The following is a 14,869-nucleotide window of genomic DNA, read 5'->3' as shown; positions in this document are numbered from 1 at the left end:
ACCGACGCGGACGGGCAGCGATGCCCGTCCGCGTTTGCTTTTATCCTGGCGCGCTGGCCAGACTCGCAAGCTCGCGCTCGAAGCGACCGGTCGACGTGCAGCGCACTGGCGGTGCACTCGCCATCGGATCCTTCGCGCTGGCCGATTCGACATGATGCAGGTTCACGTCGACGACCATCTGGTTGACATCCGCCACTCTGGTGCGGTCGTCACTCTCGTGTGTGGCGCCAGATGAAGCACACGCGCCGGCGCAGATCATCAGCAGCGCCTCCAGCGGGACCGTGCTCCGGATCGACAGCGTCATCGCGTTAGCCTCGTCAGGTGTGCTCCGGCTGGCAGGCGCGGTTCCCGTCCGTCCTGCGTACCTTTAGCTCTGGTGGAAATTACAGTCCAGGTGCTCGCTGTGCAGTCGGTGTGCGCGGCGCCATCCCGAAAGAGGAGAAGCATGATGAGTGGTGTGCGTCTTCGGCCGGCACTGCCGGCCGACATCCCGACGATCCTGGATCTGATCCGCGAACTGGCCGAATACGAACGCGATCCGACGGCCGCGGTGGCGACGCCGGAGCTGATGCACGACGCGCTGTTCGGACCGAGGGCAGTCGCTCACGTGATAATGGCAGAGGGTGATGATGCGACGTACGGTTTCGCACTCTACTTCTTCAATTTCTCCACATGGACCGGCAGACGCGGCCTTTATCTGGAGGATTTCTTCGTACGACCCGCTGCGCGTGCTCGCGGGATCGGGTTGCAGCTCTTCAGACGTCTGGCGAAGATTGCGCAGGAATCGGGATGCGGGCGCATGGAGCTGTCGGTGCTCAACTGGAACGTCAACGCGATCCGGTTTTATGAGAAGCAGGGTGGGTTCCCGATGAACGACTGGACACATTACCGGTTCGGCGTCGATACAATTGCACAAATCGCATCGCAGGGTGACGACACGGAGACCACATGACGGCATCAGCGCAACGCGGCTCTCATCTCGCTTTCGATGTGAGCGTGTCGGATCACATCGCCCACGTGCTATTGAAAGGACCAGGCAAGGGCAACGCGCTCGGCCCCGATTTCTGGCGTGAGGCGCCCGGTGTATTCGACGATCTCGATGCGGATCCCGAAGTGCGGGCCGTGGTGCTGAGCGGCGCCGGCGGCAACTTCACGTTCGGGCTCGACCTCGTTGCGATGACATCGGAGCTTCGATACGCACTTGCAGCTCCCGCAATGGCGGCCGAGCGCACCCGCTTTCTGGATCAACTCACGACGATGCAGCGCGCGATCATCTCGCTCATGTCGTGCAGGAAACCCGTCGTAGCGAGCATTTCCGGATGGTGCGTCGGTGCCGGCATCGATGTAATCTGCGCGGCAGATGTGCGCGTGTGCTCGAGCGAGGCGACATTTTCTGTGCGCGCTGTGCGTATGGGAATCGTCGAGGACATGGGAAGCCTGCAACGTCTTCCTGCGATCATCGGAGAGGGCGCGGCGCGCGAGCTCTGTCTCACGGGCGAGGATTTCGGCGCCGCGAAGGCTGCGGCACTTGGCCTCGTCAATCACGTCGATGACACGCCGGAAGCCGCGCTGCAGCACGCGGTCGCCATTGCGACGCGCATCGCGGCCAACCCGCCGCTCACTGTGCAGGGCGTCAAACGCGTCATGAACGAGCGTGCGCACGCCGGCGTGCGTGAGAGTCTCCATTACACCGCGCTCTGGAACGCGACGTTCATGCAATCGCGTGATTTTGCGGAAGCGATCAGCGCGTTCACCGAGAAGCGCGAACCGAAATTCGAGGGACGTTGAAATGACTACATTCATGCCGCGCATGTTCGAGGGAAGGACCGCTCTCATTACGGGCGGCGGCTCGGGGATCGGTCAGCGCATCGCCGAGCGACTCGCTCAGCAGGGTGCGAGCGTCGCACTCGTAGGACGAACCCAGTCCAGGCTGGACGCTGCGGCTCAAGGGATCATCGCGGCCGGTGGGAAAGCCGCTGGTTTCGCGGCGGACGTTCGCGATTACGACGCGTTGGCGCGCGCGACCGGGGCGGCGCACGAGATGTTCGGCGCGCTCGGAATCGTACTCTGCGGTGCGGCGGGAAACTTTCCGGCGCTCGCGAGTGCGATGTCTGCCAACGCCTTCAAGTCGGTGATCGACATCGATCTGCTCGGGACGTTCAACACCTGCAGGGCGGCATTCGAGCATCTGGAGCGTCCGGGCGCGTCGATCGTTACCATATCAGCCCCGCAGGCAGTTCAGGCGATGGTGATGCAGTCGCACGTGTGCGCGGCCAAGGCCGGTGTCGACATGATCACCCGCACGCTCGCGCTCGAGTGGGGTCCGCTGGGCGTTCGCGTGAATGGTGTGATACCCGGTGCGGTCGCTGACACCGAAGGCATGGACCGGCTGGCTCCCCCCGGGCTGGTGCGGGACGCACTCGCGAAACAGCTCCCGCTCCGCCGCGTTGCGACCAAGGACGACATCGCGGATATGGTCGTGTTCCTGTGCAGCGACGCGGCGAAATACGTAACCGGCGCCATAATACCATGCGATGGCGGGATGACGACCGCAGGCATGGCGATCCAGACGCCATCCACATCCGCGAGACCCGTTCAGGGCGCCCCTGTCAACTGACGGCGGTCGCGGCATCGGACTTGAAGAGTAAGCCTTCGACTCCAACCAGACTCCGATGCCGGAACAATCAGATTTCGATGACTCGATCAGGCGTGAAGAGCGGGCTTCACTCCACGAAGAGCTGCTCGCGCGGCTGGATCAGAAGGGCGTTCAGGCCGCCGAAGGCGCTTCGGATGCCGATCTTGCCGATCTCCTCTCCGCGATCGACGAATTCGAGTCAGCGGTGGAAAGGGCGGGTGGCGATCTGATGGTGGATTCGCCCGATTCGTCCGAGCCCGAGCGTCCCGAGTTCGTCCTGCCTCATCCGCGCGACGACGAATCCATTGCGACCTACATCCGGCGCGTCCAGAGCGCTACGGTGCGCCTCGGACCGATGGCTGGCCCCTGAGCCAGCCATACGGCTGGCAGTTCGATCAACTCATTATCGAGCTGGGCCGGTTACGGCGCCGCAGATAGTCGATCGAGAAGATCCCCGGGCCGGTCGCCGCGAGATAGAGAAAGGCGAAGCATAGCAGTACGGGCACCTCGCCGTGGTTCTCCACCGGCCAGAAGGCGCGAGGCGAATGCATGAGGAAGTAGACGACCGCCATTTCCCCCGACAGGATGAATGCTACCGGGCGCGTGAACAGCCCGGCGATAATGAGCAACCCGCCGATGAACTCGAGCGGGCCGGCGATGCCGGGCAGCGTGAAGCCGATCGCCGCGGCGTGACCGCCAAACATTCCGAAGAGCTTCTGAGCTCCATGCTGCCACAGCACAGCACCGGCGAAGAGCCTCAGGAGAACGTGCGCCCACCTGGCGGTGGGGGAAGCGGACTGTTGCGCGTACAGGTCGGCCATTTCAGAAACTTTATGAGAGTGCATGAAGCGAAGCGTCGATCGCGCCGCAATGAATCATGATGTATTAGAGCATGACTGCGATCAACGCCCGGGAACCTTACTTCATACACGCCAGGCGTCTACTGAGTGCCCTTCCAGACGTTGTTGGTCCTGTCCAGGTCCTGAAAGCGGTTGTCAGGATCCAGCGTCACGGTTCTTACAGTCTTCCCGCGCAACGGAATCGTCATCGCAACGTGACGGGTGCCGGCGAACCAGACGGATGCCTTCTGAATCACGGTGTCGGAGGTTCCGTTCGTGTAATCCACGCGCAGGATGATGGGCATCGCCATATCGCCCCGATCGTCTATCGTGACGATCTCGTTGGTTCCGCGTCTGGCCACGGACTCGATTGACTGATCGACCGTATATGTCGTGAAGAACCACTGATACCAGAACCAGTCGAGGTTGCGGCCCAGCGATCTATTCATCGACATGAAAAAGTCGTACGGCGAGGGATGTTTGAAGCGCCACTCCTTCGCGTAATCGACAAACGCGGCATGCGCCGCGGAGTCGCCAACGACTCCGCCCAGTGCGTAGAACACGACGGGCGCCTTGACGTATGTCGTCATCGTCGCGTTCGGGCCCACGAAGTCGGTGGGCCACATCATCGGTGCTTCCAGCTCGGAGCCGGCGACGCGTCGATACGACTCGGCGCTCGCGGCCATTACTTCCGGTTTGTGCTCGAAATCAGCCGTCGCGGCCGCGTCGATGTACTCGTTGAATCCTTCGTCCATCCAGCCGTAGCGCGTCTCATCCGAGCCGACGGTCATCGGGAACCATTCGTGTCCAAACTCATGCACGGTTACGCCGAGCCCGGGGCCATTGAAGATGATCATCGGATATTCCATCCCGGTCTCCGGCCCGTCCGCGATCGTCCCCTGCGAGAACTCGTACGGAAATACGTAACGCGAATGATGCTCCAGCGCGAATCGCCCGTACTGCGCCGTGTTGTTGGTAGCGTACGCGGTGTGTTGCGGAAGATACAGTACGTTTACGGGAATTGCGCTCCTGCCCGGTATGCTGGCGTGCGTCGCGTCGTACACATAATCCCGTGACGTGGCAAATGCAAAGTCGTTGACGTGAGGGGCGTTGAAGTGCCATGTAAGTGTTGCGCCCGGCATCGTCGCGCTCGCACCACGCTCGGCGGCAGTCACCACGTGAACCGTTGTGTCGACGCGCATCGCGAGCGCAAGACGGTCGCGCGTGCGCTGCGATAATACTTCCGTAGGGTTCTGCAGATCACCCGTCGCACCCACCAGCCATCCGCCCGGAACTGTGATGTGCACATCGAAGCTGCCGAACTGGTTGTAGAACTCTCCGATTCCCATGTACTGATCGGTATCCCAGCCCCGCATGTCGTCGTACATCGCGACCTGCGGATACCACTGCGCAACCTGATACAGATAATCACCGAAGCGGCCCATGCGCTCGCCGCGCGCAAGTGTGTCGACGCGCGGTACTGCGAAGTGCCAAGTCGCCTCGATCGTCGCTGTCGCACCAGGTGCGATCGGTGCAGCCGGCGTGACAGCCGCAACGGTGCCATTCACCTTGTAGTGCGCGTCGTCGGTCAGCGACACGGGCGTACCATTGACAATCAGCTTCTCCATCACAACGCCATCGGTGATGTCGGTGACGTAATCGTTGCGCTGTACGGTCGCCTTGAAATAGTTCTGATACAATCGCAACACGATTCTGTCGAGCGTGTTCGGCGTCGTGTTGTGCAATGTCACGGTCTCGGATCCGTGCAGCACTCCCGCTGGTGCGTCCAGCGTCGCGTCGATGCGGTAGTCCACGGTCTGCTGCCAGTAATTCCGGCCGGGAGCGCCGGTCGAATCCCGGGTTCCCTGCGCAAAGGCTCGGCGAATCCCGGGTTGCAGCGGGATGTCGCGCCGCACAGCTCGCTCCGGCAGCGTGGGCCTCGTGGGCTGCGTTGTGCGCTGCGCGCCGGCGGATGTCGCGACAGCCAATATCACCGCTGCGAGTGGTGCTGTGAAGTATCTGGTCATGGGAGTGGTTGCTGTAGAGCTACCTGCTGAATATACGGGCGATTCGGCAGTAGACGCACGGCGTCACGATCACTTGCGCACTTTCACGAACGCGGTGTCGTTCGGCAGCGGCCCCGTGCCTGGTGCCCGGATGGAAAACATTCCGTTGGTAATGTCCATGCGCAGCGTGGCATGCGCCAGTACGTCGGAGCCAAGTACACCATCCAGCGCAACGAATGTCTGCCGTCGCTCCTGCACGATCGGAACGTTGCGCAGATGGAGAACGTATTCACCATCGCCCACGGTAACGTTGCGCAGGACGGGCAGATCGCTGGCGTGTGTTGCGCCGAGTGCGTCGATGCGACCCTTCGCTGGTGACAATCCGGGGTCGGGCGTTCTATCCATCCACGCGTCTGTGACTATCGTCGAGTCGGCGCCCGTGTCCAGGCCGAACAGCACGGGCTTGCCGTCTCGCGTAAGGAGACGCACCACTGGAAAACCAATCCAGATCAGCGAGCGTCGTCTGGGTGCGTGCGTGGCTGGACGTGCGAGCGACATCGTGCCCGCCCCCATGTCGAGCACCACACTCAGTCTGCGCAACACGTCGGACCCGATCACGCCATCGAGCTTCACGGTGACGAGGCGGCCGTATGCGAGTCGCTTGGCCAGTCGCAGCGCTGAGGGTTCGAGCAACGCGACTGGCAGGTTCCTTACTGTGATTCTACCGATCCGAACGACGCTCGCTATCGCTGGACGTGCGTCGATGCGGCCCTGAGCAGCCGCAATTGCAAGCGTGTCCTTGGTCAATGGTACAACGCCGCACTCCGCTGCAACGTCGCTCGCAAGCAGCGACATGGTGGCGCCGGTGTCGACCCAGAAGTAGCGCTCGTGACCGTTGATGAAGACCTTGACGATGGGCGTGCCGATGCTGCTGCCGATTACTGGCAGAACATCGGGCACGACTGGCGCGTCGATGATGACGGGCGGTACGTCGCGCAACACGCCGGCCCATGAATCGACCGCGGCGCGATCGACCATGTCGCCAACAGTGTCGCCGTCCGCTCGAATCTCCGGTGGCAGCGCGGCGAGATCCTGCCACTTGCCCTGCGCATTGAGCGAAACGGTGAGTCCGATCCTCGCCCGCCCGCGCACCAGCGGATCCGGATCGGCGAGCAGCGAATGAAACAGAACCTCCGCGCCAACGACGTTGCCGTCGACCAGCGAGCTCAGTGCGTCGGTGAAGAATCGCTCCGACATCGTGCTCGCCTGCGCGCGCGCGGCGGTGACGTCGAGCTCACTCACGGAGTTCCAGAACGTGGGGCCGGGTGGGATGCCGTGCTGCGCCACTCGCATCCGTCTGACGCTGATCTCGGGACCCGTGTCAGAGATGAGGTCGGACTGGCTCCTGTGCGCGCACCCGAACGACATCAAGAGGCAGCCGCATAGCGCCCAACCGAAGCCGTCCAAACGCATGCGGAGATAATGCACGCGGGGACGTAACCGCGCCATTGAATTATGGTTTACGAATTGTGTACGAACGGATGGGGCGATGTGTGTTGGATTCGATCGCGCCTGAAGGGGCCAGGCGCGGATGCATCCGCGCCCTATGCAGGACCACCAATTCGGCGCGCCGGGTGGCGTCGCCGGCTACAATCCCAAATACGCCCTGACTCTTGGCTCGATCTTGTCCGGCGACCAGAACGGTGCCCAGACCAGGTTGATCTTCACATCCTCGACACCCGGCAGCGTGCGCAGTTGTCGTTCGGCGTCGCCCATGATTTCGGGGCCGGATGGGCAGCCCGGCGAGGTGAGCGTCATGTCCACCGATACCACCGCGCCGTCCACGCGGACTCCATAAACCAGGCCCAGATCCACGATGTTGAGCTGGAGATCCGGGTCTTTCACGCGCCGGAGTCCCAGCTTCACCTGATCCTCACTCACGACGCCCCGGGTCGGCTCCGATGTCGCGGCAGCGTCGGCTGGTTGAGCGGCTGGTGCCTCTGACTCAGCGTTTGTGCTTTGACTTGCTGCTGCTGGTGTGCTTGGACTTGGAGCTGGTTGCGTGCTTTGACTTTGCTGGCTTTTTGGAGACGTGGCTGGAGCTGCGCTTGGCGGTGTGCCTGGCGCTCGAGCTTCGCTCGTGTTTTGCAGCTGATCTGCTGGTGCGGCTTCCATGTATTGAAGATAACGACTTCGCGTGGCGCGCCCGTCCGCCGCGCTTGGCTCTCACGCGCTCATGCCACCCTACCTCGCGGTCTGCGCGGAACGATGCGGGCATTACGAGTGTGCCCGATCCCATATCGGTGACCGCCAGCGACGCCGCATCGCTCAGATCGGACCGCACGTCGGCAATTACGCGCACCGGGTGTGGCGAGCGTGACGCATACACCCTGTTGGTGAGCAGGATGACGAACATGTCGCGATCCGGATCGATCCAGAGTGACGTGCCCGTGAAACCGGTATGTCCGTACGAGCGTTCGGAAAGGTAGTTTCCGGATCCGAACGAGCCGGTTGGGGTGTCCCAGCCGAGTGCCCTGTGGCCTGCAGCGCGGGTGGTGAAGAGCTGGACGGTGGAGTCGGCGATGATCCGGACTCCGTTGTACGTGCCGCCGTTCAGCATCATCTGCGCGAATATGGACAGGTCAGCCGCAGTGGAAAACAGTCCAGCGTGGCCGGCCACACCGCCGAGCGCGTAGGCATTCTCGTCATTGACCTCGCCGCGCGCTCTGCGGCCTCCGCCGGACGTACCCGTCGGTGCGATGCGGGCGTCGAGCGAGTCCGCCGGTCGGAACTCCGTCTGGTACATGCCCAGCGGGTGGAAGACGTAATCGGCGAGGAATTCATCGAGCGGCTGTTGCGACACTGCTTCGACGACCATGCCGAGCACGTCGGCGCCCAGGTCGGAGTACTCGTAGTACTGTCCCGGGTGCGCGATGAGCGGCGTCGAGAGGACCAGCTTTCTCGCCTCGACCGGATCGTGGGTGAGCTTGAAGATCTCGCGGCCGGCCGGCAGTCCCGACCGGTGGGTCAATAATTGTCTAATTGTTACTAAATCCTTCTCGCCGCCGGTAAATTCGGGGAGGTAGCGCGAGACGGGGGCATCGAGCGAGATCCGGCCCTGGTCGAACAGAACCATTATCGCGGTGGTCGTTCCGATCACCTTGGTAAGGGAGGCCAGATCATATATGGTGGAAGTCGGGCTTACTTCTGGACTAGATTCGTCCCAGGCGAGTCGGCCGAAGCCGCGCTGGAGAACGGCCTTGCCCTTTCGCCCGACGATTACGGCTGCACCGGGGTATCCACCTGCTTGGATCCCTCGTTCGACTACGCGGTCAATGGCTTCGAGCCGTTCGGCGGACATGCCGACCGAGGCTGGGGAGGCTACTGGCAGGCCAACGCCACCGGCCGGATCGGGGGCGGGCGGGATGGGGGCGACGGCGCCGGATCCTCCGGCGAGGGCAAAGAGAAGAGCAGCAGCCAGCATCAGAAAGACCTACAGCATGAAGACCGACGAGTGAGAACCGAACGCGGGGAAGCCCAATTTGTCATATTTGACGATTCCGGCAACCCTTGAGATACAACCTGAGTCAAATACAAGCACACACTGGATGACGACGCACCAGACAATCGTGCAGCGGGCGGTGGAGGGAGATGAAAGAGCCCTCCGTCAGCTCTGGATGGAGAACGCCCCGCACATAGATGCCGTGGTGCTGCGACTTTGCGGCGACCGCGATCTGGCAGCCGATGTCGCCCAGGAAGTGTGGATTCAGATTTTCCGTGCGCTTCCAAGCTATCGTGGTGATTCGCAGTTCGGAACGTGGGCGCACAGAATAGCCGTAAATCGCACGCTCAACGCACTACGCAAGGTACGGCGTATCGCAAAGGTGGAGATCGATGTCGAGGATGATACCGCAACAGCTCCGGACAATCCGGAATCCGAAACGGAGAGGGGGATCGTGGCCGAGTCGATAGACCAGGCCGTGCGCCAGCTCTCGCCCGGTGCGAGGACGGTATTCCTTCTGCATGATGTGGAAGGGTACACGCACGAGGAGATTGCACGCGAGTTGGGTATCACTACAGGTGGGTCGAAGTCTCAGTTGTTCAAGGCACGCGCGAAGCTACGCCGGCTACTCGCGCATTTAGCTGAAGGATTCTCCGCTGGCGTTGGTCAAGAGCATGGCACTCCCATCTAAGGAACTTTCGGAACAGGCGCTCGACGCGCTCATAACGCGCGAGCAGACGCGCGTCGTGGCGCCGTTGACGGAGTGGCGCTCTCTGTCCATGTCCTTGCGACAGGAAGGGTTGATCCATGACGACTCGACTGCGCGGAAGTCGGCGCAGCGCGAGTACGTTGCAGAGCCGGTCGTACCGGGATCCGGCTGGTTTCGCACCACTGCACGGTGGACGATGCGGCTTGCCGCCAGCGCCGCGCTTGTCGGCGTCGGTGTCGTCGCAGGCCGCGGAATGACGTTCGGGCAGGATTTCATAACCCAGATGCAGCTGGCCATATCCGACAGCACGGGGAGCCACGGGACGTCGGTCCGCATTGGAGGCAAGGAATTCTCATCCAAGGCCGATGCTCGCCGGACACTTCTGCGTGCGCAGACGGACTATCAGCGCGCCGCTGCATTCCTCGCCGCGACAGATACGGAACCGCGAATCACCGCCGAGCCGGATCTGTATCGCGATCGACTCGCTGGACTTGACGAGATGACGGCTGCATCGCTCGCCGCCATCAAGGATGCGCCACGTGATCCGTTGCTCAACCAGTATTACCTGTCGGCGTCGGCTGCGCGCGAAGCGACGCTGCAGCAACTAGGCAACGCGCTGCCTGTCGGCTCAACAATGACGAGTTTCTAGATGCGCCGCGCCCTGGTAGCTGCCGCCGTGACGGCCATGATTACCGTATCGACTGTAGCGTCTGCGCAGAAAGTATCGCAGAAAGCGCCGCAGAAAGCATCACAGAAGTCGGCGTCGAACGATGCGGCACCGTCGGGTTGGGTGGGACTGTCGGTGATTCAGAAGGCCAGCGGTAACGAGGATTCCGCCGTCAAGGTCGGATACCCGGTTGTTGCATCCGTGGAGCCGGGCTCGCCGGCGCAGGCTGCAGGCCTGGTCGCCGGCGACACGATTCTCGCCTACAACGACGTCGACGCAAGCTCGGATCCGGTCGCAATGCGCCCCTTTCTTGTCGCGGGCCGCGAGCTCGTTGTCAAGGTTCGGCGCAATGGAGTTCGCAGGCTCACGCTGACGGTCGCGAGGCGTTCGGCGCGCAATGTGTATCGAGAGGGCATCACGGTCAGCTCGACCAGTGGTGCAGCGCTGCCGCTCATGTACGGCGTTCCGTCGGGGCCGATAGCGATCGCCGCGCCGGTCGCCTCCGATCGCGAGGCTACGCCGTTCGCCGGTGCGTATCTTGCCCGCCTGAACGCGGGGCTCGCCCACGCGCTCAACGTTCGCAATTTCGGCGTGCTGGTCGTGGACGTAAGCAATGGATCTGATGCGGCGAAGGCGGGGCTGCAATCCGGCGACGTAATCACACGCGCCGATTCCATCCCGGTCGAGAGTCCGCTCGGAATAATGACTGCGTTGCGCCTCGCATCCGACAGCAGCGTGACGCTCGACGTCACCCGTCGCGGCAGAACTCAGAAGATCACGATTCACTGGTAGCGGCCGACGTCGTTGTACGACGCCAGCACGATGTTGCACCTGCTGCTACAGCTTGCGACCTTCCGGCAGCAGTGAATGATGAATCGCGATCGCCGCGACTGCACCGATTCCCGCGGCGGCAATGGCGAGCTGCGGACCGTGAATTATGTCACCGGCCGCGTACACGTTTCGGACTGACGTGTGAAAGTGCAGATCGGTGACGACGCGTCCGATCTCGTCTCGCTCGCATCCCAGCTGATTGCCCATGTCGTCGGACGGCTCCTGCCCGATGGAGAAGAATATCTGATCGCAGTCGAGTGACATTCCGCCGCTGAGCTCTATCGTGCGCGCCTCGCCTTCGGATGACCGAACGCGCTCGATCGGCGCTTCGATTATCGGGATGTTGAGCGCGTCGAGCTTCTTCATTATCTCCGCACTCATGTCTGCGGGCTCACCATTGGTGCAGATCACGATCTCGCGCGTCCACGTCGTGAGTGCGAGCGCGAGTCCTGCGGCCTTGCGCCCGCTCGCTATGACGACTGTCTTCCTGTTCAGTGACTCGTAACCGTCACAGTCGGGGCAGACATGAGCGGTATCGCCGTAACATCTGTCGAGTCCGGGTATGTCGGGCCACACGTCGCGCACTCCGATCGCAAGCAGCAGTCGTGCAGCGGTCAGCGTTCCCCCCGACTCGAGCGTCACGCTGAACAGATCGTCGTCCACGCGATCGACACGCGAAGCTGTTGCATCCAGCAGAGTCACGCCGAATTGCCGGCACTCGTCACGACCTCGCCCACGCAACTCGCTCGGCGTGATTCCCTCGCAGCCGAGGTAGCCGTGTATTCCGCGGGTTTCCCAGTTGCGCGGATCTCCCGCGTCGATGACGATCACGCGGTGGAGATAACGAGCGAGCCAGAGAGCGGCGGTGAGGCCTGCAGGCCCGCCGCCTATTATGGCGACGTCAAATGTATCGGAATATGCAGAGTCGGGCATCGATGTGATCTTCGTGAACGTGTGAAGATGTGCAGGCGCAAGTCGGATGCCCGGCGATCGCGCTGTTGCCGTCGCGGCCTCCCTTTGCGTATCAATGGTGCTAGACTGTAGGCATGAAACGGCCGCTCATTGACCACATAACGACTCCGCTGAGTCGCATGATGCAGGCCGGGCCGGCGGGCGGGCTGGTTCTGCTTGTTTGCGCGGCAATTGCGCTCGTATGGGCGAATTCCCCGTGGGCGCACGGATACCACGCGCTCTGGGAGACACAGATATCCATCGGTGTCGCCGCGACGCATGCGACTCTCACACTCCACGAGGTAGTGAACGATGGCCTCATGGCCGTCTTCTTCTTTCTCGTGGGGCTCGAGATCAAGCGCGAGATTCTCGTTGGCGAGCTCGCGTCGGTGCGGCAGGCTGCACTTCCGGTGGCAGCAGCACTCGGCGGCATGATCGTTCCCGCGATGCTGTTCGTCGCGTTCAACGTATCGACGCACGCCACGCGCGGCTGGGGAATTCCGATGGCGACCGACATCGCGTTCGCGCTCGGCGTGCTCGCGCTCCTGGGCGACAGGATTCCATCCTCGCTCCGGGTGTTTCTCTCAGCGCTCGCGATCGCTGATGATCTCGGCGCGGTGCTCGTCATCGCGCTGTTCTACACCGCGACGATATCGTGGGGCGCGCTCGTCGCGGCCGCTGCACTGTTGGTGCTGTCGATAGTCGCCAATGCGGTCGGGATTCGCGCGACGTGGGCGTACGCGTTGATCGGGCTCGCACTCTGGATAGCTGTACTGCTTTCGGGCGTTCATGCGACAGTAGCGGGAGTTCTGCTCGCGTTCACGATTCCGACACGTACCCGTATCGACGAGAGCGCGTTCCTCGCGGGTGCTCGCGATGCGCTCGCGGACTTTCACGATGCGCACAAGCCGGAAGCCACCGTACTGTCGAGCCGCGCGCATCAGGTTGCACTCGAACAGCTCAATACGTTGGCCGACCACGCGCAGGCGCCACTCGTGCGACTGGAACATGGATTGAGCGGAATTGTCAATTTTGGAATCATGCCAGTATTCGCGCTCGCGAACGCCGGAGTGTCCTTGAGTGGCAGCGGCCATCTCATTACGAGCCCGGTGGCAGTCGGGGTGCTCGCCGGCCTCTTCATTGGCAAGCCGATCGGAATCTCGCTCGCGACCTGGCTGTCGGTGCGTAGCGGGATCGCATCGGTCCCTGCAGACGTCACACGTCGCATGTTGTTCGGCGTCGCGTTGCTCGGCGGGATCGGCTTCACAATGTCGCTGTTTATTGCGGGCCTCGCGTTTGGTGGATCGGAGGAGCTGCTCACGGCGGCGAAGCTGGGGATTTTTACTGCTTCGTTGCTGGCTGGTTTTGCCGGATGGATGGTGCTTCGACGGACTCGGTCCGGTACGTCCGATCTCGATGCTGTGTGAGTGGAGGGCGACCGTCGTTCCCGTCATCGAGCTATCATAGAGCATGACTACACGCAAAAAGATCGTGATCACCGGAATTGGCGTCATCAGCTCGATCGGATCGTCGCGCCAGGGATTCTGGTCGGCGCTGACCAACGGCGTGTCGGGTGTTCGCACGATTACGGCGTTCGATGCTACGCCTTACGCCACGCGTATTGCGTCGGAGGTTCGAGACTTCGATCCTCTGGCCTACCTGTCGCGCAAGCTGGCCAAGCGCATGGCCCGCAATTCCCAGATGGCAGTGGGCGCGGCAATGGACGCCGTCAAGGATGCCGGTCTCGATCTGGCCAACGAGCAGCCGCTGCGCGTGGGTTGCTGTGTGGGGACGGCGGCGGGTGACTACGGTGAACTCGAGGAGCAGCACCGGGGGTTTCTCGATCGAGGCGCGAGGGCAATCAGCCCGTTCTGCGTGCCCATGGTCATTCCCAACATGCCGGCCAGCAACGTCGCCATCGCGCTCGGCATCAACGGCCCCAACTTCTCCGCCGTCTCCGCGTGCGCAACGGGCGCCCATTCCATCGGCATGGCACTCGCCGTGTTGCGCGCCGGACAGGCAGACGTGATGCTGGCCGGCGGCGTGGAATCCACGATCACACCATTTGTGCTGAACGGCTACAGCGCCATGGGAGCGCTGTCGCTCCGCAACGACGATCCAGAGCATGCAAGCCGTCCATTCGATCTCAACCGCGACGGATTCGTGATGGGCGAAGGAGCGGCTGTGCTGGTCCTGGAGACACTCGAACACGCACGCGCGCGCGGCGCCGAGCCGATCGCCGAGCTGGCAGGATTTGGCATGACCAGCGACGCGTTCAGCCTGGCTCAGCCCGACCCGGACGGCAAATGGGCAGCGGCGGCCATGGCGATGGCACTTTCCGACGCTGGCCTGGACGCGTCGGACGTGCAGTACATCAACGCACACGGTACCTCGACCCGGGCCAATGACGCCACCGAGTCGCGCGCGATTCTCACCACGTTCCGCACACCACCCGCAGTCAGCTCCATCAAGTCCATGCTTGGTCACACCCTTGGCGCCGCGGGTGCGCTCGAGGCCGCGGCCACCGCGCTCACAATAAAGCACGGCGTGGTACCGCCTACGATCAACTTCGAGACGCCCGACAAAGAGTGTCCGCTGGACGTGGTACCCAACACGGCTCGGGAGATGCGCGTGGACGCCGCGATCTCGAACTCGTTCGGGTTCGGTGGACAAAACGGTGTGCTGGCGTTCCGAAGTGCCTGACACCCAGGTTGTTGCTGCAATTCATC

Annotated in this window: 16 protein-coding genes; 9 read left to right on the top strand and 7 right to left on the bottom strand. The window is 62.6% G+C overall.

Annotated features, from left to right (window positions below):
- Positions 1–40 precede the first annotated feature (40 nt).
- Positions 41–304 (bottom strand): hypothetical protein, encoded by a 264-nt coding sequence (locus V4529_16090; GenBank protein ID MES2359859.1) that lies wholly within the window; start codon positions 302–304, stop codon positions 41–43.
- A 144-nt stretch (positions 305–448) separates the two neighbouring features.
- Between V4529_16090 and V4529_16085 the strand changes: the two genes are divergently transcribed.
- From V4529_16085 to V4529_16070, 4 genes are read left to right on the top strand one after another with little or no spacing between them, the layout of a single operon-like run.
- Positions 449–952 carry a GNAT family N-acetyltransferase gene (locus V4529_16085; GenBank protein ID MES2359858.1) on the top strand — a complete coding sequence of 168 codons (504 nt, stop codon included), beginning with the start codon at positions 449–451 and terminating at the stop codon, positions 950–952.
- Positions 949–1,788 carry a crotonase/enoyl-CoA hydratase family protein gene (locus V4529_16080; GenBank protein MES2359857.1) on the top strand — a complete coding sequence of 280 codons (840 nt, stop codon included), beginning with the start codon at positions 949–951 and terminating at the stop codon, positions 1,786–1,788. Before V4529_16085 ends, V4529_16080 begins: the two co-directional genes overlap by 4 nt.
- Position 1,789: 1 nt before the next feature.
- Positions 1,790–2,617: an SDR family oxidoreductase gene (locus V4529_16075; protein MES2359856.1), complete on the top strand. Its 828-nt coding sequence runs from the start codon at positions 1,790–1,792 to the stop codon at positions 2,615–2,617.
- Positions 2,618–2,672: 55 nt separating this feature from the next.
- Positions 2,673–3,005: a hypothetical protein gene (locus V4529_16070; protein MES2359855.1), complete on the top strand. Its 333-nt coding sequence runs from the start codon at positions 2,673–2,675 to the stop codon at positions 3,003–3,005.
- Between the two features lie 25 nt (positions 3,006–3,030).
- On the opposite strand, the gene V4529_16065 is transcribed toward V4529_16070, so the two are convergent.
- The 5 genes from V4529_16065 to V4529_16045 all read right to left on the bottom strand — a co-directional run bounded on the left by V4529_16065 (position 3,031) and on the right by V4529_16045 (position 8,964).
- On the bottom strand, positions 3,031–3,456 hold the full coding sequence (locus tag V4529_16065; GenBank protein ID MES2359854.1) for a DoxX family protein: 426 nt from the start codon (positions 3,454–3,456) through the stop codon (positions 3,031–3,033).
- A gap of 119 nt (positions 3,457–3,575) precedes the next feature.
- Positions 3,576–5,501 carry a M1 family metallopeptidase gene (locus tag V4529_16060; GenBank protein MES2359853.1) on the bottom strand — a complete coding sequence of 642 codons (1,926 nt, stop codon included), beginning with the start codon at positions 5,499–5,501 and terminating at the stop codon, positions 3,576–3,578.
- A 69-nt stretch (positions 5,502–5,570) separates the two neighbouring features.
- The gene (locus tag V4529_16055; protein MES2359852.1) at positions 5,571–6,782 is read right to left on the bottom strand and encodes a retropepsin-like aspartic protease; all 1,212 of its coding nucleotides are present in this window, start codon (positions 6,780–6,782) and stop codon (positions 5,571–5,573) included.
- Positions 6,783–7,127: 345 nt separating this feature from the next.
- A complete protein-coding gene (locus V4529_16050) occupies positions 7,128–7,421 on the bottom strand; it encodes a metal-sulfur cluster assembly factor (protein ID MES2359851.1) in 294 nt (97 codons plus the stop codon).
- A 64-nt stretch (positions 7,422–7,485) separates the two neighbouring features.
- Positions 7,486–8,964, bottom strand: coding sequence for a serine hydrolase (locus V4529_16045; GenBank protein ID MES2359850.1), 1,479 nt, complete (start codon positions 8,962–8,964; stop codon positions 7,486–7,488).
- A gap of 124 nt (positions 8,965–9,088) precedes the next feature.
- Here V4529_16045 and V4529_16040 point away from each other — a divergent pair, with 124 nt between their 5' ends.
- Genes V4529_16040 through V4529_16030 form a run of 3 tightly spaced genes read left to right on the top strand, consistent with a single transcriptional unit; the run spans position 9,089 to position 11,150 of the window.
- Entirely contained in the window at positions 9,089–9,673 is a 585-nt protein-coding gene (locus V4529_16040; GenBank protein MES2359849.1) for a sigma-70 family RNA polymerase sigma factor, read from the top strand.
- Positions 9,657–10,340, top strand: coding sequence for a hypothetical protein (locus V4529_16035; GenBank protein MES2359848.1), 684 nt, complete (start codon positions 9,657–9,659; stop codon positions 10,338–10,340). Before V4529_16040 ends, V4529_16035 begins: the two co-directional genes overlap by 17 nt.
- A complete protein-coding gene (locus V4529_16030; protein ID MES2359847.1) occupies positions 10,341–11,150 on the top strand; it encodes a PDZ domain-containing protein in 810 nt (269 codons plus the stop codon).
- Positions 11,151–11,195: 45 nt separating this feature from the next.
- Here V4529_16030 and V4529_16025 read toward each other — a convergent pair whose 3' ends face one another.
- Positions 11,196–12,122, bottom strand: a complete 927-nt coding sequence (locus V4529_16025; protein ID MES2359846.1) for an NAD(P)/FAD-dependent oxidoreductase — start codon at positions 12,120–12,122, stop codon at positions 11,196–11,198.
- A 113-nt stretch (positions 12,123–12,235) separates the two neighbouring features.
- Between V4529_16025 and nhaA the strand changes: the two genes are divergently transcribed.
- Both nhaA and fabF read left to right on the top strand, forming a co-directional pair.
- A complete protein-coding gene (gene nhaA, locus V4529_16020; GenBank protein ID MES2359845.1) occupies positions 12,236–13,567 on the top strand; it encodes a Na+/H+ antiporter NhaA in 1,332 nt (443 codons plus the stop codon).
- 43 nt (positions 13,568–13,610) lie between these two features.
- Positions 13,611–14,843, top strand: coding sequence for a beta-ketoacyl-ACP synthase II (fabF, locus tag V4529_16015; GenBank protein MES2359844.1), 1,233 nt, complete (start codon positions 13,611–13,613; stop codon positions 14,841–14,843).
- Positions 14,844–14,869 lie beyond the last annotated feature (26 nt).

The organism is Gemmatimonadota bacterium (assembly GCA_040388625.1).
Lineage (GTDB): Bacteria > Gemmatimonadota > Gemmatimonadetes > Gemmatimonadales > Gemmatimonadaceae > Fen-1247.
This window is presented reverse-complemented; position numbering and strand designations above follow the sequence as displayed.

What these genes read in the sequence shown, in the direction of transcription:
- V4529_16090 (MES2359859.1), bottom strand. Translation starts at nt 304, where the DNA reads ATGACGCTGTCGATCCGGAGCACGGTCCCGCTGGAGGCGCTGCTGATG.
- V4529_16085 (MES2359858.1), top strand. Translation starts at nt 449, where the DNA reads ATGAGTGGTGTGCGTCTTCGGCCGGCACTGCCGGCCGACATCCCGACG.
- V4529_16080 (MES2359857.1), top strand. Translation starts at nt 949, where the DNA reads ATGACGGCATCAGCGCAACGCGGCTCTCATCTCGCTTTCGATGTGAGC.
- V4529_16075 (MES2359856.1), top strand. Translation starts at nt 1,790, where the DNA reads ATGACTACATTCATGCCGCGCATGTTCGAGGGAAGGACCGCTCTCATT.
- V4529_16070 (MES2359855.1), top strand. Translation starts at nt 2,673, where the DNA reads ATGCCGGAACAATCAGATTTCGATGACTCGATCAGGCGTGAAGAGCGG.
- V4529_16065 (MES2359854.1), bottom strand. Translation starts at nt 3,456, where the DNA reads ATGGCCGACCTGTACGCGCAACAGTCCGCTTCCCCCACCGCCAGGTGG.
- V4529_16060 (MES2359853.1), bottom strand. Translation starts at nt 5,501, where the DNA reads ATGACCAGATACTTCACAGCACCACTCGCAGCGGTGATATTGGCTGTC.
- V4529_16045 (MES2359850.1), bottom strand. Translation starts at nt 8,964, where the DNA reads ATGCTGGCTGCTGCTCTTCTCTTTGCCCTCGCCGGAGGATCCGGCGCC.
- V4529_16040 (MES2359849.1), top strand. Translation starts at nt 9,089, where the DNA reads ATGACGACGCACCAGACAATCGTGCAGCGGGCGGTGGAGGGAGATGAA.
- V4529_16035 (MES2359848.1), top strand. Translation starts at nt 9,657, where the DNA reads ATGGCACTCCCATCTAAGGAACTTTCGGAACAGGCGCTCGACGCGCTC.
- V4529_16030 (MES2359847.1), top strand. Translation starts at nt 10,341, where the DNA reads ATGCGCCGCGCCCTGGTAGCTGCCGCCGTGACGGCCATGATTACCGTA.
- V4529_16025 (MES2359846.1), bottom strand. Translation starts at nt 12,122, where the DNA reads ATGCCCGACTCTGCATATTCCGATACATTTGACGTCGCCATAATAGGC.
- nhaA (MES2359845.1), top strand. Translation starts at nt 12,236, where the DNA reads ATGAAACGGCCGCTCATTGACCACATAACGACTCCGCTGAGTCGCATG.
- fabF (MES2359844.1), top strand. Translation starts at nt 13,611, where the DNA reads ATGACTACACGCAAAAAGATCGTGATCACCGGAATTGGCGTCATCAGC.